This is a genomic window from Klebsiella sp. PK01 (genome assembly GCF_057624675.1).
Genome location: NZ_JBYEZM010000002.1, coordinates 597,989 through 615,625, shown reverse-complemented (window position 1 = coordinate 615,625; position 17,637 = coordinate 597,989). Strand labels below are relative to the sequence as shown.

The window sequence follows — 17,637 nt, the reverse complement described above, 5'->3', positions numbered from 1 at the left end:
ATTCTATGATCTCTCTTGATGAAGCAATGCTCTATGCCCCCGTTGAATGGCACGATTGCTCAGAAGGCTATACCGATATTCGTTATCAAAAATCGACTGACGGGATTGCTAAAATCACCATCAATCGTCCGCAGGTGCGCAACGCCTTCCGTCCGCTGACCGTTAAAGAGATGATTCAGGCGCTGGCGGATGCCCGCTATGACGACAATATCGGCGTCATCGTGCTGACCGGTGAAGGCGATAAAGCTTTCTGCGCCGGCGGCGACCAGAAAGTCCGCGGCGACTACGGCGGCTATCAGGACGACTCCGGCGTTCACCATCTCAACGTACTCGACTTCCAGCGCCAGATCCGCACCTGCCCGAAACCGGTAGTAGCGATGGTCGCCGGTTACTCTATCGGCGGCGGCCACGTACTGCACATGATGTGCGACCTGACCATCGCGGCGGATAATGCCATCTTCGGCCAGACCGGGCCTAAAGTCGGCTCCTTTGATGGCGGCTGGGGCGCTTCCTATATGGCGCGTATCGTCGGGCAGAAAAAAGCGCGCGAAATCTGGTTCCTGTGCCGTCAGTACGACGCCCAGCAGGCGCTGGATATGGGGCTGGTGAACACCGTGGTCCCGTTGGCGAATCTGGAAAAAGAGACCGTGCGCTGGTGCCGTGAAATGCTGCAAAACAGCCCGATGGCGCTGCGTTGCCTGAAAGCGGCGCTGAACGCCGACTGCGATGGCCAGGCCGGGCTGCAGGAGCTGGCGGGTAACGCCACCATGCTGTTCTACATGACGGAAGAAGGGCAAGAAGGGCGTAACGCCTTTAACCAGAAACGTCAGCCGGACTTCAGCAAATTTAAACGGAATCCATAATGCGCGTTTCGCAGGTTTACCGCTGGCAGATACCGATGGACGCGGGCGTGGTTCTGCGCGAACGGCGGTTAAAAACCCGCGATGGGCTGTTCATCCGCCTGCAGGAGGGTGAACGCGAAGGCTGGGGGGAAATTTCTCCCCTGCCGGGATTCAGTGACGAAACGCTGGAAGAGGCGCAAATGGCGCTGCTGGCGTGGGCGCGGGCCTGGCGCGACGGCGCCGAGCCGCCGCTTCCCATGCAGCCCTCCGTTGCTTTTGGTATTAGCTGCGCGCAGGCGGAGCTTGGCGGCGAACTACCGCAGGCGGCGGATTATCGCGCGGCGCCGCTCTGTTCCGGCGACCCGGATGAACTGTTCGCCAAACTGGCGGCGATGCCCGGCGAGAAAGTCGCTAAGGTGAAAGTGGGGCTGTGGGAGGCGGTACGTGACGGCATGGTGGTGAATCTGCTGCTGGAAGCGATCCCCGACCTGCAGCTGCGGCTGGATGCCAACCGGGCGTGGACGCCGGTCAAAGCGCAGCAGTTCGCCAAATACGTTAATCCGGCGTATCGCCAACGCATTGCCTTTCTCGAAGAACCGTGCAAAAGCCGCGACGATTCGCGCGAATTCAGCCAGCAGAGCGGTATCGCTATCGCCTGGGATGAAAGCCTGCGCGAGGCGGATTTCCGCTTTGCCGCCGAGCCCGGCGTGCGCGCGGTGGTGATCAAACCGACGCTGACCGGCAGCTTGCAAAAGGTTCAGCAACAGGTCGCTGCGGCGCATGCGCTGGGGCTGAGCGCGGTGATTAGCTCGTCGATCGAGTCCAGCCTGGGGTTAACGCAGTTGGCGCGGATCGCCGCCTGGCTGACCCCGCAGACTATCCCCGGACTCGACACGCTGGCGCTGATGGGCGCGCAGCTGGTGCGGGCGTGGCCGGAGAGTACGCTGCCAATATTCAATGCTGATGAGCTGGAGCAACTGCTGTGATGTTTTCCGATTGGCCGTGGCGCCACTGGCGTCAGTTACGCGGCGAGTCGCAGGCGCTACGCCTGAATGACCAGGCGTTGACCTGGCGTGAGCTATGCGCGCGGATTGACGCGCTGGCGTCTGGTTTTGCCGCGCAGGGCGTCATGGAAGGTCAGGGCGTGGCGCTACGGGCCTACAACCAGCCGGAGACGCTACTCGCCTGGCTGGCGCTGCTGCAGTGCGGGGCGCGGGTGCTGCCGCTTAATCCGCAGCTGCCTATGGCATTGCTGCAGGAACTGCTGCCTGCGTTAACCGTACAGCATCAACTGGTGCTTAACGGTGATACGCTGCCGGGGAATTTACCGACGTTAACTCTGCAGGCGGCAGAAGCCGCCCATACCGTTTGCTGGCATGGCGAACGGCTGGTGTCGATGACGTTAACCTCCGGCTCGACCGGCCTGCCAAAGGCGGCGGTGCATAGCGCCAGCGCCCATCTGGCCAGCGCCGCTGGCGTGCTGGCGCTGATGCCGTTTGCCGGGGAGGACGACTGGCTGCTGTCGCTGCCGTTGTTCCATGTCTCCGGGCAGGGGATCATCTGGCGTTGGCTGCTGGCTGGCGCGCGGCTGACGGTGCGCGATAGACAACCGCTGGAGCAAGCGCTGCTGGGCTGTACCCATGCTTCACTGGTACCGACTCAGCTATGGCGCCTGTTGAATGGCGATGCCGACGTTTCACTTAAGGCGGTGCTGCTTGGCGGCGCGGCGATCCCCGTCGAGCTGACCGAAAGGGCGCGAGCGCAGGGGATACGCAGCTTCTGCGGCTATGGCCTCACCGAATTCGCCTCCACGGTCTGCGCTAAAGAGGCCGACGGAGCGGCGGATGTGGGCGAGGCGCTGCCGGGGCGGGAGGTGAAAATTGTCGCCGGCGAGATCTGGCTGCGGGCGGCGAGCATGGCCGCCGGCTACTGGCGGAATGGTCAACTGTTGTCATTAACCAATGATGAAGGCTGGTTTGCGACGCGCGATCGCGGGGAGTTACGTGCCGGTCGGCTGTCGGTTATTGGGCGACTGGATAATCTCTTTTTTAGCGGCGGCGAAGGCATTCAGCCGGAGGAGGTTGAGCGCGTGATACTCGCCCATCCGCAGGTTCAGCAGGTGTTTATTGTGCCGCAGGATGATGTCGAATATGGCCAGCGCCCGGTGGCGGTGGTTGAATGCGAGGATGGCTGCGAAATGGCCACGCTGGCGGCATGGAGTGCTGAACGGTTAGCGCGTTTCCAGCAGCCGATACAGTGGCTACGGCTGCCGGAAACGTTAAAGAACGGCGGGATTAAGATTTCGCGCCGGGCACTGCGCGAATGGGTCAATTCGCCGGTTTAGCCGATATTGGCCTCGGCGCGGCGCTGGCGCTGTTTACGTCTCAGACGCAGCAGCGGCGGTACCACCAGGACGGCGACAGCCAGCATTAGTAACGTTTTGGTTACGCCGCTTTCCCAGAGGATAGCCAGATTACCGTTGCTGATTGACAGCGCGCGGCGCAGGTTCTGCTCCAGCATCTCGCCCAACACAAAACCGAGGATCAGCGGCGACATCGGAAAGTGCATTTTACGCATGATGTAGCCGAGCACGCCGAGGCCAACCATCAGCAACAGGTCAAAGGTGGTGCTGTGAACCGCATAGACGCCAACGGCGGAAACGGCGGCGATGGCGGGTACCAGGAACCATAGCGGGATCGTCAGCATGCGGGTGAACAGGCCAATTAGCGGAATGTTCATAATAAGCAGCATCACGTTGGCGATAAGCAGCGCGGCGATGAGCCCCCAGACGATATCCGGCTGTTCGGTGAACATCGCCGGGCCGGGCGTAATGTTATACAGCGTCAATGCGCCCATCATGACCGCGGTGGTGCCGGAGCCAGGCACGCCAAGCGTCAGCATCGGAATAAACGAACCGCAGGCGGAGGCGTTATTCGCGGCTTCCGGCGCCGCCACGCCGCGAATATCCCCCTTGCCGAAGTTATCGCTATTACCGCTGATTTTTTTCTCCGTCATATAGGTGATGGCGCTGGCGATGGTCGCTCCGGCGCCGGGCAGAATACCAACGAAGAAACCCACCACGGAAGAACGCAGGGTTGCGCCGACGCACTGCGCGGCCTCTTTGGTGTTAAATAGCATGCGCCCGGTTTTACGCACCAGCGTTTGCCCGCCGCTGGTGCTCTCCAGCATCAACAGAATCTCCGAAACGGAGAACAGACCGATAACCACCACAATAAATTGCACGCCATCGGAGAGATGGACGCTGTCGAAGGTGAAGCGGTAAACCCCGGTGTTGGCATCGACGCCGACCGTCGCCAGGCCCAAACCGATTAACGCCGCGAGGAACGATTTCAGTGGGTTTTGCGCCATCATGCTGCCGAGGCAGGCGATGGCAAACACCATCAGCGCGAAATATTCCGCCGGGCCGAACGCCAGCGACCACTGGGCGAGGAGCGGCGCGAACAGAATAATACCGCCGATCGCAATCAGCGAACCGAAGAAAGAGCTGACGGCGGAAATCGACAGCGCGACGCCGCCGCGCCCTTGCTGCGCCATGGGATAGCCATCAAGCGCCGTCATGATGGCGGCGGCATCGCCGGGCACGTTCAGCAGGATAGACGAAATACGCCCGCCATATTCGCAACCGATATAGACCGTCGCCAACAGGATCAGCGCCGATTCCGCGGGCAGGTGCAGGGCAAAGGCCAGCGGCAGCAGAATGGCGACGCCGTTAATCGGCCCGAGGCCGGGCAGCAGCCCGACGATGGTTCCGACAAAGCAGCCGATGAGGGCGATAAGCAGATTTTCCGGCGTCATGGCGACGGCGAAACCCTGCGACAGATAGATCCAGGTATCCATAAGCTTCTCCGTTAATTTAACCAGACGCCAAGCGGCAGAGTCACATCAAGTAAGGTATCAAAGGCGTACCATAACGAGACGCCCATCACCACGCCGGCAATACCTGCCGCCGGTAGCGTGGCGCCGAACAGCAGGCCGATCACCGCCGTCAGCAGCGCGGTCGCCAGCGGAAAGCCCAGCCATTCAAATCCCCAGGCATAGACCACCAGCACCACGACCATGGTTAACAGCCGTTGCAGGACATGTCGTCCCGGCCACTCGATAGCGTCCGGGCGACGCAGCAGCATCAGCGCTGAACACAGCAGCATCAGGCCGATAATGCCCAACGGGAAAGGGCGCGGGCCGACGGGTTCATACGAGTATTCGCTGTGGATCTGCCAGGCGATAAACAGGCCGCCAATGCATAACAACAGCCAGACTCCGGCAAAGATACGATCGCTCATAAGCGCCTCCGCGGATTATTTAGCCAGGCCAAAGGCTTTCGCCTGTTCGCGATAATCGCTGACCTGCTGTTTTACATAGGTATCGAGCTCCTTGCCGTTCATGTTGAATTCAAACAGGCCGCGCAGTTCACGTTGCTTTTTGAACTCATCGGTTTGCTGCAGTTTAGTGAATTCATCAACCCACCACTGGTAGTCGGCATCGCTTACCTTCGGGCCCATAAAGAAGCCGCGAATAATCGGCCAGACCAGCTCATAGCCCTGCTCTTTAGCGGTAGGGACATCGGCCAGCGCGCCCGGCAGACGCTCGTTGGAGAAGACCGCCAATACGCGGATCTTATTTCCCTGCAGGTACGGCACCATTTCACTCAGATCGCCGGAGACCGCCTGCACATGGTTGCCGAGCAGCGCGGTTACCGGCTCGCCGCCGCCCTCAAAGGCGACGTAGCGCATCTTGTGCGGGTCAACGTTGGCTTTTTGCGCCAGCAGCGCCGCTTTCATCCAATCCTGGCTGCCGATGGAGGCCCCGGCGCCAATGACGATAGTGGCGGGATTTTTCTCCATCGCGGTCATGAATGACTTCAGGTCTTTCCATGGCGAATCGGCGCGTACGGCAATCATGCCGTAGTCGGTACCGACGCTGGCCAGCCAGCGCACGTCATCAACCCCGTAGCGGCCGAATTTCCCCTGCGACAAATTCAGCAGCGAGCCGCCGGAAAAGGCGACCACGGTTCCGGCTTCCGCCGGGCGCTGGGCGACGATGGCGTTATAGGCCACCGCGCCGACGCCGCCGGGCATATAGGTGACGCGCATCGGTTTCTCGATCGCGCCGGTTTCCATCAGGCTCACCTGAATCAGCTTACAGGTGAGGTCAAAGCCACCGCCGGGCTTGGCGGGCGCGATACATTCGGTGCGGGACGGGGCTTGCGCCGCGAAAGCGGTGGTTGTACAGAGGCACAGCGCGATGGCGCTAAGATGGCGGAAAAATGGCGTTTTCATAGGCTTCCTCAGTAGGTACAGGGAATGTTTTTCTGATTATGTGAACCGACATGTGGCGATTCGGTTGCGTGATTGTTAAAACAGTTACCTTTCATTTCCCTTTCAATGCGGCAGCAACTTTACAGGATGTGATATGCGTCTCTTATTAGCCGAGGATAACCGTGAGCTGGCTCACTGGCTGGAAAAGGCTCTGGTGCAGGGCGGTTTTGCCGTGGATTGCGTTTTTGATGGCCGGGCGGCGGATCACCTGCTGCAAAGCGAAAAATATGCGCTGGCGGTGCTGGATATCGGTATGCCGGGCCTGGATGGCCTCGAGGTGGTACAGCGGTTACGTAAGCGTGGACAAACGCTGCCGGTGCTGCTGTTGACCGCACGCAGCGCGGTAGCGGATCGGGTGAAAGGGCTGAACGTCGGCGCCGACGATTACCTGCCTAAACCTTTCGAGCTGGAGGAGCTCGACGCCAGGCTGCGGGCGCTGCTGCGACGTAGCGAAGGGCAGGTACATGAGGTGCAGCAGCTTGGCGATCTGGAATATCGCGATGAAGGCTATTTTCTGCTGCGCGGTGAGATGTTGCCCCTGACGCCGCGCGAGCTGGCGCTATTGAAAGTGCTGATGTTTCGCCGTACCCGTCCGGTTTCCCGCCAGCAGTTGTTTGAACAGGTGTTTAGCCTCAGCGACGACGTCAGTCCGGAAAGCATCGAACTTTACATTCACCGACTGCGCAAGAAGCTCCAGCAGAGTAATGTGCGTATCACTACGCTACGCGGGCTGGGTTATCTGCTGGAGTGTGAGCCGCATGAGCTGGGGTAAACCGCAATCGCTGTATGCCCAACTGCTGCTGTTTCTCGGCCTGCCGCTGGCGCTGTTGTGGGGGTTATCGGCATTCAATAGCTACGTGAGCGCGCTGCAGGCGGCGACGCAGGCCTACGATCGTACGCTGCTCTCCTCGGCGCGCACCGTGGCGGAGCGGCTGGTAGTGCGCGGCGGTCATCTGGAGGTCAATGTGCCCTGGGTGGTGCTGGACAGCTTTGAACTCAACATGAACGACCGGCTGTATTACAAGGTGGTCGACCCGCAGGGGAAAGTGATTTCCGGCTTTGACGATCTGCCGGCAATGCCGCCGGCCACTTCACGAACTCAACTTTATCCGGCGCTGGCATGGTTTTATCATACCGAATACCGCGGTCAGGCAATCCGCGTGGCGCGCCTGCTGCAGCCGGTCAATGAAGGCGGTATCGTTGGTATGGCGGAGATTTATATTGCCGAAACGCTGCAGTCGCGGCGCTGGCTGGCCGGACAACTGCTGTTTTCATCCTGGGTGTCGCAGGGCTTATTAGTGCTGTTGACGTTGGTACTGGCGGGGTGGCTACTGCGCCGCGTTCTGCGGCCAATGCGTCAGCTCTCGGCGCTGATGGTGCGCCGTGAACCCGGCCTGCTGACGCCGCTACCGGAATTGTTGCCGTGGTCGGAAACGCGGCTGCTGATCGTGGCTTTTAACCGCTATATCGACCGCCTGCGGGTGATGATCTCCCGGCAGGAACGCTTTAGCGCCGATGCTTCACATCAGTTGAAAACGCCGCTGGCGGTCCTGAAAACCCAGGCTTCGGTGGCGCTGGCCAGCGACGATCCGCGGCTGTGGCGCGAGAGTTTGCAGGCCATGCGCGCGACGCTGGATGATACGATTTTACTCACCGAACGTTTGTTGCAACTGGCGACGGTGAAACGCCGGGAGCAGGGCGAGCAGGCGTTTGCCGCGGTCGATCTGCAGGAGGTCGTGCACCATAGCTGTTTTTCGCGTATTGCTCAGGCGCGCAGTAAAAACATCGATCTGGGTTATGAGGGCGAACAGTCGCCGGTGTACGTTTTGGGTGATGGCGTTTTGTTGGGCGAACTGTGCGCCAACCTGCTCGACAATGCGATTCGCTACACCCCGGAACGCGGAACGGTGACGCTGAGCCTGCATCGCGATGGCGAAGCCGTCACGCTGAGCGTGGAGGATAGCGGCCCGGGTATCGAGGAAAACCTGATTCACCAGGCGCTGACGCCGTTTCGACGGCTGGAGAATGGCGGCGGTCTACCCGGCGCCGGGCTGGGCCTGGCGCTGGTAAACGATATCGCGCGTCTGCATCGTAGCCGGCCGCAGCTGTCGCGCAGCGAAAGCCTGGGAGGATTAAAGGTGACGCTGCGTCTGCTGACCGTGGCTTAAAGCAGCCCTTTCTGGCTGAGGGTGAGGCGGGTCGCGGCATTAAGATCGTAATGTTGCAGGTCTTCGCCCTTCACCCAGGCGTAATCGTCGAATTCCTCGTTGATCGTGACCTCGCGGTTGGCGCTTATGCAATCGAAAATCAAATAGATCATGTAGATCTCTTCCTGGCGACCATCGGCATAGGTTTTCACGCGGGTATCATCGCGGAAGCTCCATGGCGTGATGTGGGTCAACTGCAGTTTTTCGCCAAGCTCCTCGCGGACTTCACGTCGCAGCGCCTCTTCAATTCTTTCACCCGGCTCCACGCCGCCGCCGGACAGCGCCCACTGTCCGGGAAAAACCCCGCGGTCGGCAGCCATCTTGCACAACAGATAATGGCCATCATTTTGGATGAGCGGGCAAACAATCGTCCTTTGACGCATTATTTTTCTCCTTCGCAGTGAGTCGGGCCGGGTATCGAGGAAACAGTTTGCGAGGCGCCTCGGCAAACCGCAAGGGAAATACGGCGCAGGCTCTACAGAGTGCTAAGTTAAGCGAAATTATCTTATGGAGAGCCACCATGGAAAGGACTACCCATTCCCCACATGACGCCGTGTTTAAACACCTGCTGTCGCATCGGGCGACGGCGCGGGATTTTCTGGATATTCACCTTCCTGAACATTTGCGAGAATTATGCAATCTGCAAACGCTGCAGTTGGAATCCGGAAGTTTTATCGATGAAGACCTGCGCGCCAGCCATTCCGATATTCTTTACTCGCTGCAAACTCAGGCGGGAGACGGATATATCTATCTGCTTATCGAACATCAAAGCTCTGTGGACCGTCATATGGCATTTCGCCTGATGCGTTATGCGATAGCAGCGATGCAGCGGCATCTGGATAAAGGGCATACACAACTGCCATTGGTGATCCCGCTGCTTTTTTATCATGGGCAAGTCTCGCCCTGGCCGTATCCCATGTGCTGGCTGGAAGGATTTGCTCATCCACAAACCGCGCGGCAGGTATACAATCAGGATTTTCACTTAATCGATATCACGGTGCTTCCTGACGATACAATAATGCAGCACCGACGGGTCGCGATGCTTGAGTTGCTGCAAAAGCATATCCGGCAACGCGATATGATGGAACTGCAGGAGCAACTAGCCAGCCTGTTGGCGCTGGGATACACTAGCCGCAGACAGCTCAGGACGCTGCTTCACTATTTATTGCAGGCAGGAAATGCCGCCGATCCGGTCGCCTTTTTACGTAATCTTGCGCAAAATGTCCCCAGATGGCCGCATAAGGAGACGCTAATGAACATTGCCCAGTTTCTGGAACAACGCGGCCATCAGCAGGGCCTTGAGCAGGGCCTGCAGCAAGGCCTTGAACAGGGAGAACAATTGGCTGCGCAACGTATTGCCCAGGCGATGCTGGAAAACGGGCTTGACCTGGCGCTGGTGGCGAAGCTGACGGGGCTTGCGCCGGAGCGTCTGGCCCTGCTCGCCCATTAATTTTTCTGCTTCCTTCAAATGGCCTGCGCGACGCTGATTGCGCAGGTTAATATAGATTTATTTAATCAATACAACCTAATTAAATATAATTACGCTGAATTTGAATTCGGTGGAATTTACTTTCTTTCGCAAATGCGCGTCGGTATTGATGTAAAAAGACGCAACTGGTTACACTCTTGTGAAAAATCATTTCGCCAGGTCATTGATTCCTGACGGGTGCGCAGTAGAATTTTCTGGTTTTTTCGGGACTTCTTTGATTCTTCTTTTCTGGATAGAGTAAATAATGAAAAAGAGCATTTTTATGGCCCTGGCCGGGGTAATGATGGTTTCCTCGGCGGCCCATGCTATTAGCGTTACCGGCGAAGCCGGCGAGCACTATACCAACCTCGGCGTTGGCTTTGGCACCGAATCCACCGGCCTGGCAATTTCCGGCAACTGGTTGCATAGCGATAACGACGGCGACGCCGCGGGCCTGGGTCTGGGTCTGAATATTCCGCTGGGACCATTCCTGGCGACCGTGGGCGGCAAAGGTATCTACACCAATCCGAAGCAGGGCGATGAAGGTTACGCGGCGGCGGTCGGCGGCGGCCTGCAGTGGAAAATCGGCGATAGCTTCCGTCTGTACGGCGACTATTACTACTCGCCTGATTCACTCTCCAGCGGCATCGATAGCTATGAAGAAGCTAACGTCGGCGCCAGCTGGACCATTATGCGTCCGCTTAGCATCCAGGCAGGCTATCGCTATCTGAACCTGGCGGGTAAAGACGGCAACCGTGATAACACTATCGCCGACGGTCCGTACATCGGCGCCAGCGCCAGCTTCTAATCCTCCGGCGCGGCCTGCCGCCGCGCCAAATTTCTTCGTCGCCAGCCCGCGCCTTTGCGCTATAGTAATTCGACTTATCAGGCTGGAGTTCATAATGCTACAAGTGGAAATGCTGTCCACCGGCGATGAAGTGCTGCATGGGCAGATTGTCGATACCAATGCCGCCTGGCTGGCGGATTACTTTTTTAATCAGGGTTTACCGTTAACGCGCCGCAATACCGTCGGCGATGACCTCGACGCGCTGGTGGCTATTCTGCGCGAACGCAGCGAACAGGCGGATGTGCTGATCGTGAATGGCGGTCTGGGGCCGACCAGCGACGATCTTAGCGCGCTGGCGGCGGCGACGGCGAAAGGCGAAGGGTTGGTCCTCAACGCTGAATGGCTGGAGACGATGACGCGATTCTTTGCCGAGCGCGGTCGGCCAATGGCGCAAAGCAATCGCAAGCAGGCGGAAATCCCCGCCAGCGCCGAAATGATCAATAATCCGGTGGGCACCGCCTGCGGGTTCGCCGTACAGCTCAACCGCTGCCTGATGTTTTTCACCCCCGGCGTGCCGTCTGAATTCAAAGTTATGGTCGAGCAGGAGATCGTACCGCGTTTACGTGCGCGCTTCACGCTTCCGTCGCCGCCTGTCTGTCTGCGCTTAACCACCTTCGGACGCTCAGAAAGCGAGCTGGCGCAGAGCCTCAACCACCTGCAGCTCCCCCCGGGTGTGGTGATGGGCTATCGCTCGTCAATGCCGATTATCGAACTGAAGTTGACCGGTCCCGCGACGCAGCGCGATGCGATGCTGGCGCTGTGGCCAGAGGTGCGTAAAGTGGCCGGGGAGAGCGTTATCTTCGAGGGCACGGAAGGGTTACCGGCGCAGATCGCGCGCTGCCTGCAGGAGCGTCAGCTTAGCCTGACCTTGAGCGAACAGTTCACCAGCGGCCTGCTGGCGCTGCAGCTGAGGCGGGCGAACGCGCCGCTTCTCGCCAGCGAAGTGGTGCCGGCGCAGGAGGAGACGTTAGCGCAATCGGCGCGCTGGGCCGCCGAGCGGCGCGTAAACCATTTTGCCGGACTGGCATTGTCGGTCAGCGGTCAGGAGGCCGATTACCTGAACTTTGTGCTGGCGACGCCGGAAGGTACGCACGCGCTGCGGGTTAAGTTCAGCGTGAATCGTCATGGGCTGGCGGTACGGCAAGAAGTGTGCGCCATGATGGCGCTGAATATGCTGCGCCGCTGGCTCAACGGTAAGCCGGTCAGCGGCGAGCATGGCTGGATTAATGTCGTCGAGACGCTGTTTATCGACTGATTCAGGCAGGCGCCCCCAGCGCCTGCGCCAGCAGAGTAATGGGATGTTCGCAGCGCTTGCTGGTGGACATCTCTATCTGCCATTTGCAGGTTTCGCAATCGGTAATCACTAAGTCCGCGCCGCTCTCCTCAATCTGGCGAAATAATGGTGCGCCAATCGCCTGCGCCGACGAATAGTTTTCCGACTTGAAGCCGAAGGTGCCGGCGATACCGCAGCACTGCGAATCCAGTACTTCCAGCTGTAGGCCCGGGATTTGGCTCAAAAGCTCAAGGGTGTATAGCGACCAGCCCATTTTTTCCATGTGACATGGAGTGTGATAGACCACCTTCAGCGGCAGCGGGCGCAATGGAAGGGTTTTGCCGGCATCGAGCTGTTTCCAAATCCAGCGCGTCGCTAACTCCACCCGATCCCGCAGATCGCTGTTATCGATATCCAGGAGATGGGGATATTCATCGCGCAGGGTAAAAGTACAGGTTGAAGAGGTGGCGATGATCGGCAAGGTGTTTTCGCGCATGGCGGCGACGTTGCTGTGCGCTTGCTTGCGCGCTTTGTCAAAAAAGCCGTTGGCGATAAGCGGGACGCCGCAGCATTTTTCTTTTGATAAGAGCTGCACGCCGGTACCCAGCGCGTTGACGACGCGAATCAGATCCTTACCCAATTGCGGGTGGTTATAGTTGACGTAGCAGCCATGGAAGAAAGCCACCTGCTCGCTGTACTGCGCCTGTGCGGCGGCGAGCTGGCGGTAAGCGCGGCGGAAGGTGCCGAAGCCATATTTTGGCAGCGTGCGGCGATGGTCGATTTTCAGCGCCGCATCGAGCAGGCGGCGCACCGGTTTTAAACCGGTCGTGGCGTTGACCAGCGGCGCAAAAGGCGTGGAAAGGGTACCCATCAGGTCGGTATGGCTGAGGATAGCATCGCGCAGGGTCGGTGTTTGCTGGCTGTACTGCGCACGCGCGCGTTGAATGATATCGCCGATTTTCACATCAGATGGACAGGCCACCTCGCAGCGTTTGCAATTAATACAATATTTCAGCGCGTCGTCGTACAGCGCGCCATCTTTCAGACGCAGACGTTCGCCGTCCGGCCCCGCCTGTTTCGGGCCAGGATAGCGCGGATTCACCCGGCTCACCGGGCAGGCGGTGGTACAGACCGTACATTTTATGCAGCTTTCAAAGCGGGTATCATTCATGGTCGGCCTCCTGCAAGGTCGTGGATCTGTCTGGCGGCATGCAGTGCGGTGACGGCGCAAACGCCGCCGCCGCAGCCGAGTTGAATGGCATCGAAACCGCCGAGCAGCGAGCCGATAGCGAAAAGATTACTCAGCGGCTGGCCGAGCAGGTGTGGGCGTAGCATGGGGTCCGTCTTCAAACCAAAGCGTTGCCACGGTTGTGACGCGAAGAAATCACGCTGATACCAGCTATCGCGCGCCAGCGTTTGCTGCAGATCGAGGCCGAGAATCGGTTCGCGCACGCTATCACGGGTGGCGACGAGACCGTTACTGAAAAAGCTACCGCTCGCCAGCACGGTAAAGCGCGGGCGCAGCGCGATATCGCCGTGATTTCGCGTCCAGACGGCCTCGACGGCGCCCTGCTGATGGCTGATTTTCACCACTTCGTCACCGGCAAGCCAGGTACCGCCGGTGCGGATGAACTGACGCTGAAGCTGGCTATGCAGGCGCATCCCCGGCACCGAAGGCGGTAGCGTCGGCAGCAGGCGCAGCGGGCAGGGCAGATGTTCCTGTAGCCAATGCCAGAGGCGATTATCCGCGAGCCCAAAACAGGCGGGCATCATCAGCAGCTCGTACTCTTGCGCCAGCGGCAGCAGCGCGGACTGCAGGGCAGGCCACAGGTTTTCATCATCAAGCACGCGGGCGATGTTGGCGGCACGGAACTCCGTAGGGTTATCGCGCAGCACATCAAGCAGCGGTAAATCAATCTCCGCGGCGGTGGCATTCACTCCGCTCTGCCCGAGGGCGGCGGCTGCCAGGTGCGGCTGAAAATCGGCAAAACCGCTAATCCCTACCAGGCATACCCGTTGCTGCGCGAAGGGCGCCAGCGGAACCTCTTCCGGCGACAGCCACGCCGGGCGCAACGTCCCCAGCGGCGTCACCCGCAGATGAGGTTGGCGCGCTTCGCCTTGCATGTTCGCGCCGCAGGCGGCCAGCAGCATTTCGGTCTGCCTGGCGTATTCGAGCACCGCGTCTGCGCCGAGGCGGGAGTAAGGGTGTTCAGGCAGCTGAACGGCCAGTTGCTGAAGACCTTGTGCGACGTCTGTGACGGTATCACCGTTCGGCAGCGCCGAGAGCAGGTCTAACGAAGCAGAGGAAAAGTGCAGCGCGCTTTGCCCGCGGCTGATTATCACGCAGCGTAGGCCGTATTGATTCAGCGCCAGCCCGCACAGTAGACCGGCTAGTCCGCCGCCGACGATGGCGCAATCAAATTTCATCCTGATGCTCCTTTTGCAGTCCGCATAAGCCGAGGTAGACCCAGCGGGTAAATTCACTTTCGCGCAGCGCGTCGCCCCAGGCGATGGGCTGAACGCCCTTCCAGCGTTCATTAAGAAATTCCGACAGCTGAGTTAACGACTGCGCCGGTGTGGCGACGTTGAAGCGCTGTAGCAGCCCGGCGGCGCGGCAGGCGCACAGTTCCCCCTGGCAGGTGCCCATACCGACTCGGGTCCGGCGGCGCAGGTCGAGCAGATTCTTCACCGCCAGATTCTCTACCGCGTACTGCACTTCCCCGGCGGTGACCGCTTCACATTCACAGACCAGGCTGCGGTGCTGGCGGCTGTCGCCGAGCCATGCCGGGGTGCGGTCGCCGTGGCGATAGACCGCCGACCCGCGCAGGGGCGTCGGTAGCGAGATAATCTTTTTCAGCGTGGTTTCTGTGGCTTCCTGGGAACCCGGCAGCGGACGCTCCGCGGTACGGCACGGCTCAGCATTGCCGAGTTTGCGGCAGACGGCGTCGCTGGCCCATTCCGCCATCAGACGGTAGGTCATCAACTTACCGCCGGTGATGGTGATAAAGCCTTCCATACCGTCGCGCGCGGCGTGGTCGAGCAACACAATACCGCGGCTGACGCTGCGTCCGCTGGGATCGTCATCGCTGGCGACCAGCGGACGGACGCCGGAGTAAGCGCGTAGTACTCGGGTACGTCCCATGATCGGCGCCAGTTTTTCACCTTCGCGCAGCAGCGTATCGACCTCTTCCGTCGTCACCCGGTTATCGTCAATTTCGTCATAAGGAATATGCGTCGAGGTGGTGCCAATCAGCGAGATGGTATCGCCGGGCACCAGAATATCGGCATCCGCCGGCTTGCGGCAGCGGTTAATCACCTGGTTATTAATGCGGTGGTCGAGGATCAGCAGCGAGCCTTTTGCCGGGAACATGGAGATGCGCAGATCGGCGTATTCCGCGATGCGTTGGCCCCAGATCCCGGCGGCGTTGACGACGACCTGTGCACGCATACTGCGCGCTTCACGGCGTTGATGATCGTAGATCTGTACGCCGTAGACACGATCGCCCTGACGTAGCAGGCCGGTAACCTCGCAGCCGGTGAGGATCTGCGCGCCGTGTTCGCGGGCGTCGAGCATATTAGCGGCCGTCAGGCGGAACGGATCGACGGTGCCGTCCGGTACCTGTACGGCGCCAAGCAGCGTCGGGTTGACCGCGGGTTCCAGACGCAAAGCTTCAGCGGGGGTAAGCGGTTTGGCATCGATACCGGCCTGCTGACAGGCGTTGATAAAGGTTTGCTGCCAGGCGATGTCATCTTCGGGTAGGGTGATAAACAGCCCGTTGGTGGGTTCAATGCAGTGGCGGGCGATGCGGCGTAAAATGCGATTCTCGCTGATGCATTCGCGCGCGGATTCGCCATCGGTGACGGCATAGCGTGCGCCGCTGTGCAACAGACCATGGTTACGGCCGGTGGCGCCGGTGGCGATATCGTGCCGCTCAATCAACACTACGCGTAACCCGCGCAGGGCGCAGTCGCGGGCGATTCCCGCGCCGGTGGCGCCGCCGCCAATAATCAGCGCATCAAATTCTTGCGTCTCGGCCATCTTCCGGTCCTCTACTTTCGTTTTACACCATTTAGCCATATCAAAAGTGTGGAATGTTTGATTTCGAGCATATTTGCGCGCAATTCGAGCGTTTGCTGTGATTTTGTGCTCACAATGGAAAATTTTGTCATATATCTGTAACAAAATGTGCGATATTTCACAGTATTAGTTCTACGCTTTGCCTACCATCGCGACCTAATTAGAAGTGCGTGAATAAATTAGATTTTTTGCGTCGATGTCAGTGAAACAGCAATGGCCACGGAGGCTGATATGTTAAGTATTTTTAAACCCGCAGCGCATAAAGCGCGTTTGCCGGCGGCGGAAATCGACCCGTTGTATCGTCGATTACGTTGGCAGATCTTTATTGGCATCTTCTTCGGTTATGCCGCTTACTATCTGGTTCGTAAGAACTTTGCGCTGGCGATGCCTTATCTGATTGAGCAGGGGTTCTCTCGTGGCGACCTCGGTTTCGCGCTTTCCGGTATCTCCATCGCCTACGGATTTTCGAAATTCATCATGGGATCGGTCTCCGACCGCTCGAATCCGCGCATTTTCCTGCCCGCAGGGTTAATTCTGGCGGCGCTGGTGATGCTGGTGATGGGCTTTGTGCCGTGGGCGACTTCCAGCATCATGATCATGTTCGTATTGCTGTTCCTTTGCGGATGGTTCCAGGGGATGGGCTGGCCGCCGTGTGGTCGTACCATGGTGCACTGGTGGTCGCAGAAAGAGCGCGGCGGGATTGTCTCAGTGTGGAACTGCGCGCATAACGTCGGCGGCGGTATTCCGCCGCTGCTGTTCCTGCTGGGGATGGCGTGGTTTAACGACTGGCACGCGGCGCTGTATATGCCGGCCTTCGGCGCGATTCTGCTGGCCATTTTTGCCTTCGCGATGATGCGAGATACCCCGCAGTCCTGCGGTCTGCCGCCGATCGAAGAGTATAAAAACGACTATCCGGATGACTATAGCGAAAAGCACGAAGAAGAGCTGACGGCGAAGCAGATCTTTATGCAGTACATTCTGCCGAACAAGCTGCTGTGGTACATCGCTATCGCTATCGCTAACGTCTTCGTTTATCTGCTGCGCTACGGCATTCTGGACTGGTCGCCGACCTACCTGAAAGAGGTCAAACACTTCGCGCTGGATAAGTCCTCCTGGGCCTACTTCCTCTATGAGTACGCGGGGATCCCCGGCACCCTGCTGTGCGGCTGGATGTCGGACAAAGTGTTTAAAGGCAACCGCGGCGCGACCGGCGTGTTCTTTATGACTCTTGTGACCATCGCCACTATCGTTTACTGGCTGAACCCGCCGGGTAATCCGGGCGTCGATATGGCCTGTATGATCGTCATTGGCTTCCTGATTTACGGCCCGGTAATGCTGATCGGTCTACATGCGCTGGAACTGGCGCCGAAAAAAGCTGCCGGCACCGCTGCGGGCTTCACCGGTCTGTTCGGTTATCTCGGCGGTTCCGTAGCCGCGAGCGCCATTGTTGGCTATACCGTCGATTTCTTCGGCTGGGACGGCGGCTTCATGGTAATGATTGGCGGTAGCGTACTGGCGGTTCTGCTGCTGATTATCGTCATGCTTGGCGAGCGTCGTCATCATCAACAACTGAAACAAGCCTAAGG

Annotated in this window: 16 protein-coding genes; 9 read left to right on the top strand and 7 right to left on the bottom strand. The window is 59.2% G+C overall.

All coding sequences use genetic code 11. The annotated features are described in order from the left end of the window. The first annotated feature begins 5 nt into the window (after nucleotides 1-5). From menB to menE, 3 genes are read left to right on the top strand one after another with little or no spacing between them, the layout of a single operon-like run. The gene (gene menB / locus AC22LX_RS08085; RefSeq protein ID WP_063447961.1) at nucleotides 6-863 is read left to right on the top strand and encodes a 1,4-dihydroxy-2-naphthoyl-CoA synthase; all 858 of its coding nucleotides are present in this window, start codon (nucleotides 6-8) and stop codon (nucleotides 861-863) included. Next, nucleotides 863-1,828, top strand: a complete 966-nt coding sequence (gene menC, locus AC22LX_RS08080) for an o-succinylbenzoate synthase (protein WP_487333908.1) — start codon at nucleotides 863-865, stop codon at nucleotides 1,826-1,828. The genes menB and menC overlap by 1 nt, the downstream gene beginning before the upstream one ends. Beyond that, the gene (gene menE, locus AC22LX_RS08075) at nucleotides 1,825-3,186 is read left to right on the top strand and encodes an o-succinylbenzoate--CoA ligase (protein WP_487333907.1); all 1,362 of its coding nucleotides are present in this window, start codon (nucleotides 1,825-1,827) and stop codon (nucleotides 3,184-3,186) included. Before menC ends, menE begins: the two co-directional genes overlap by 4 nt. Here the strand turns inward: menE and AC22LX_RS08070 are convergent. From AC22LX_RS08070 to AC22LX_RS08060, 3 genes are read right to left on the bottom strand one after another with little or no spacing between them, the layout of a single operon-like run. Next, entirely contained in the window at nucleotides 3,183-4,700 is a 1,518-nt protein-coding gene (locus AC22LX_RS08070; protein ID WP_015365603.1) for a tripartite tricarboxylate transporter permease, read from the bottom strand. The genes menE and AC22LX_RS08070 overlap by 4 nt on opposite strands. Before the next feature lie 11 nt (nucleotides 4,701-4,711). Beyond that, the gene (locus AC22LX_RS08065) at nucleotides 4,712-5,143 is read right to left on the bottom strand and encodes a tripartite tricarboxylate transporter TctB family protein (RefSeq protein WP_015365604.1); all 432 of its coding nucleotides are present in this window, start codon (nucleotides 5,141-5,143) and stop codon (nucleotides 4,712-4,714) included. A gap of 15 nt (nucleotides 5,144-5,158) precedes the next feature. Then, complete coding sequence (locus AC22LX_RS08060) at nucleotides 5,159-6,139, bottom strand: Bug family tripartite tricarboxylate transporter substrate binding protein (protein WP_063447964.1); 981 nt, start codon at nucleotides 6,137-6,139, stop codon at nucleotides 5,159-5,161. Nucleotides 6,140-6,272: 133 nt separating this feature from the next. Here AC22LX_RS08060 and tctD point away from each other — a divergent pair, with 133 nt between their 5' ends. After that, nucleotides 6,273-6,950, top strand: coding sequence for a transcriptional regulator TctD (tctD, locus tag AC22LX_RS08055; protein ID WP_045391436.1), 678 nt, complete (start codon nucleotides 6,273-6,275; stop codon nucleotides 6,948-6,950). Then, on the top strand, nucleotides 6,937-8,346 hold the full coding sequence (locus AC22LX_RS08050) for a sensor histidine kinase (RefSeq protein WP_045391433.1): 1,410 nt from the start codon (nucleotides 6,937-6,939) through the stop codon (nucleotides 8,344-8,346). Before tctD ends, AC22LX_RS08050 begins: the two co-directional genes overlap by 14 nt. Here AC22LX_RS08050 and nudI read toward each other — a convergent pair. Then, nucleotides 8,343-8,768, bottom strand: a complete 426-nt coding sequence (gene nudI, locus AC22LX_RS08045) for a nucleoside triphosphatase NudI (RefSeq protein ID WP_045391430.1) — start codon at nucleotides 8,766-8,768, stop codon at nucleotides 8,343-8,345. The genes AC22LX_RS08050 and nudI overlap by 4 nt on opposite strands. Before the next feature lie 137 nt (nucleotides 8,769-8,905). On the opposite strand from nudI, the gene AC22LX_RS08040 reads away from it, so the two are divergent. The 3 genes from AC22LX_RS08040 to AC22LX_RS08030 all read left to right on the top strand — a co-directional run bounded on the left by AC22LX_RS08040 (nucleotide 8,906) and on the right by AC22LX_RS08030 (nucleotide 11,955). Continuing rightward, the gene (locus AC22LX_RS08040; RefSeq protein ID WP_487333906.1) at nucleotides 8,906-9,835 is read left to right on the top strand and encodes an Rpn family recombination-promoting nuclease/putative transposase; all 930 of its coding nucleotides are present in this window, start codon (nucleotides 8,906-8,908) and stop codon (nucleotides 9,833-9,835) included. A gap of 283 nt (nucleotides 9,836-10,118) precedes the next feature. Further along, nucleotides 10,119-10,661 carry a YfaZ family outer membrane protein gene (locus tag AC22LX_RS08035; RefSeq protein ID WP_015365610.1) on the top strand — a complete coding sequence of 181 codons (543 nt, stop codon included), beginning with the start codon at nucleotides 10,119-10,121 and terminating at the stop codon, nucleotides 10,659-10,661. 94 nt (nucleotides 10,662-10,755) lie between these two features. Next, the gene (locus tag AC22LX_RS08030; RefSeq protein ID WP_045391423.1) at nucleotides 10,756-11,955 is read left to right on the top strand and encodes a nicotinamide mononucleotide deamidase-related protein YfaY; all 1,200 of its coding nucleotides are present in this window, start codon (nucleotides 10,756-10,758) and stop codon (nucleotides 11,953-11,955) included. A gap of 1 nt (nucleotide 11,956) precedes the next feature. Here AC22LX_RS08030 and glpC read toward each other — a convergent pair whose 3' ends face one another. Genes glpC through glpA form a run of 3 tightly spaced genes read right to left on the bottom strand, consistent with a single transcriptional unit; the run spans nucleotide 11,957 to nucleotide 16,012 of the window. Next, nucleotides 11,957-13,144 (bottom strand): anaerobic glycerol-3-phosphate dehydrogenase subunit GlpC, encoded by a 1,188-nt coding sequence (gene glpC / locus AC22LX_RS08025; RefSeq protein WP_487333905.1) that lies wholly within the window; start codon nucleotides 13,142-13,144, stop codon nucleotides 11,957-11,959. After that, nucleotides 13,141-14,400 (bottom strand): glycerol-3-phosphate dehydrogenase subunit GlpB, encoded by a 1,260-nt coding sequence (glpB, locus tag AC22LX_RS08020; protein ID WP_045391417.1) that lies wholly within the window; start codon nucleotides 14,398-14,400, stop codon nucleotides 13,141-13,143. Before glpB ends, glpC begins: the two co-directional genes overlap by 4 nt. Beyond that, the gene (glpA, locus tag AC22LX_RS08015; RefSeq protein ID WP_045391414.1) at nucleotides 14,390-16,012 is read right to left on the bottom strand and encodes an anaerobic glycerol-3-phosphate dehydrogenase subunit A; all 1,623 of its coding nucleotides are present in this window, start codon (nucleotides 16,010-16,012) and stop codon (nucleotides 14,390-14,392) included. The genes glpB and glpA overlap by 11 nt, the downstream gene beginning before the upstream one ends. A 270-nt stretch (nucleotides 16,013-16,282) precedes the next feature. Between glpA and glpT the strand changes: the two genes are divergently transcribed. Then, nucleotides 16,283-17,635: a glycerol-3-phosphate transporter gene (gene glpT, locus AC22LX_RS08010; RefSeq protein WP_487333904.1), complete on the top strand. Its 1,353-nt coding sequence runs from the start codon at nucleotides 16,283-16,285 to the stop codon at nucleotides 17,633-17,635. Nucleotides 17,636-17,637: the final 2 nt, after the last annotated feature.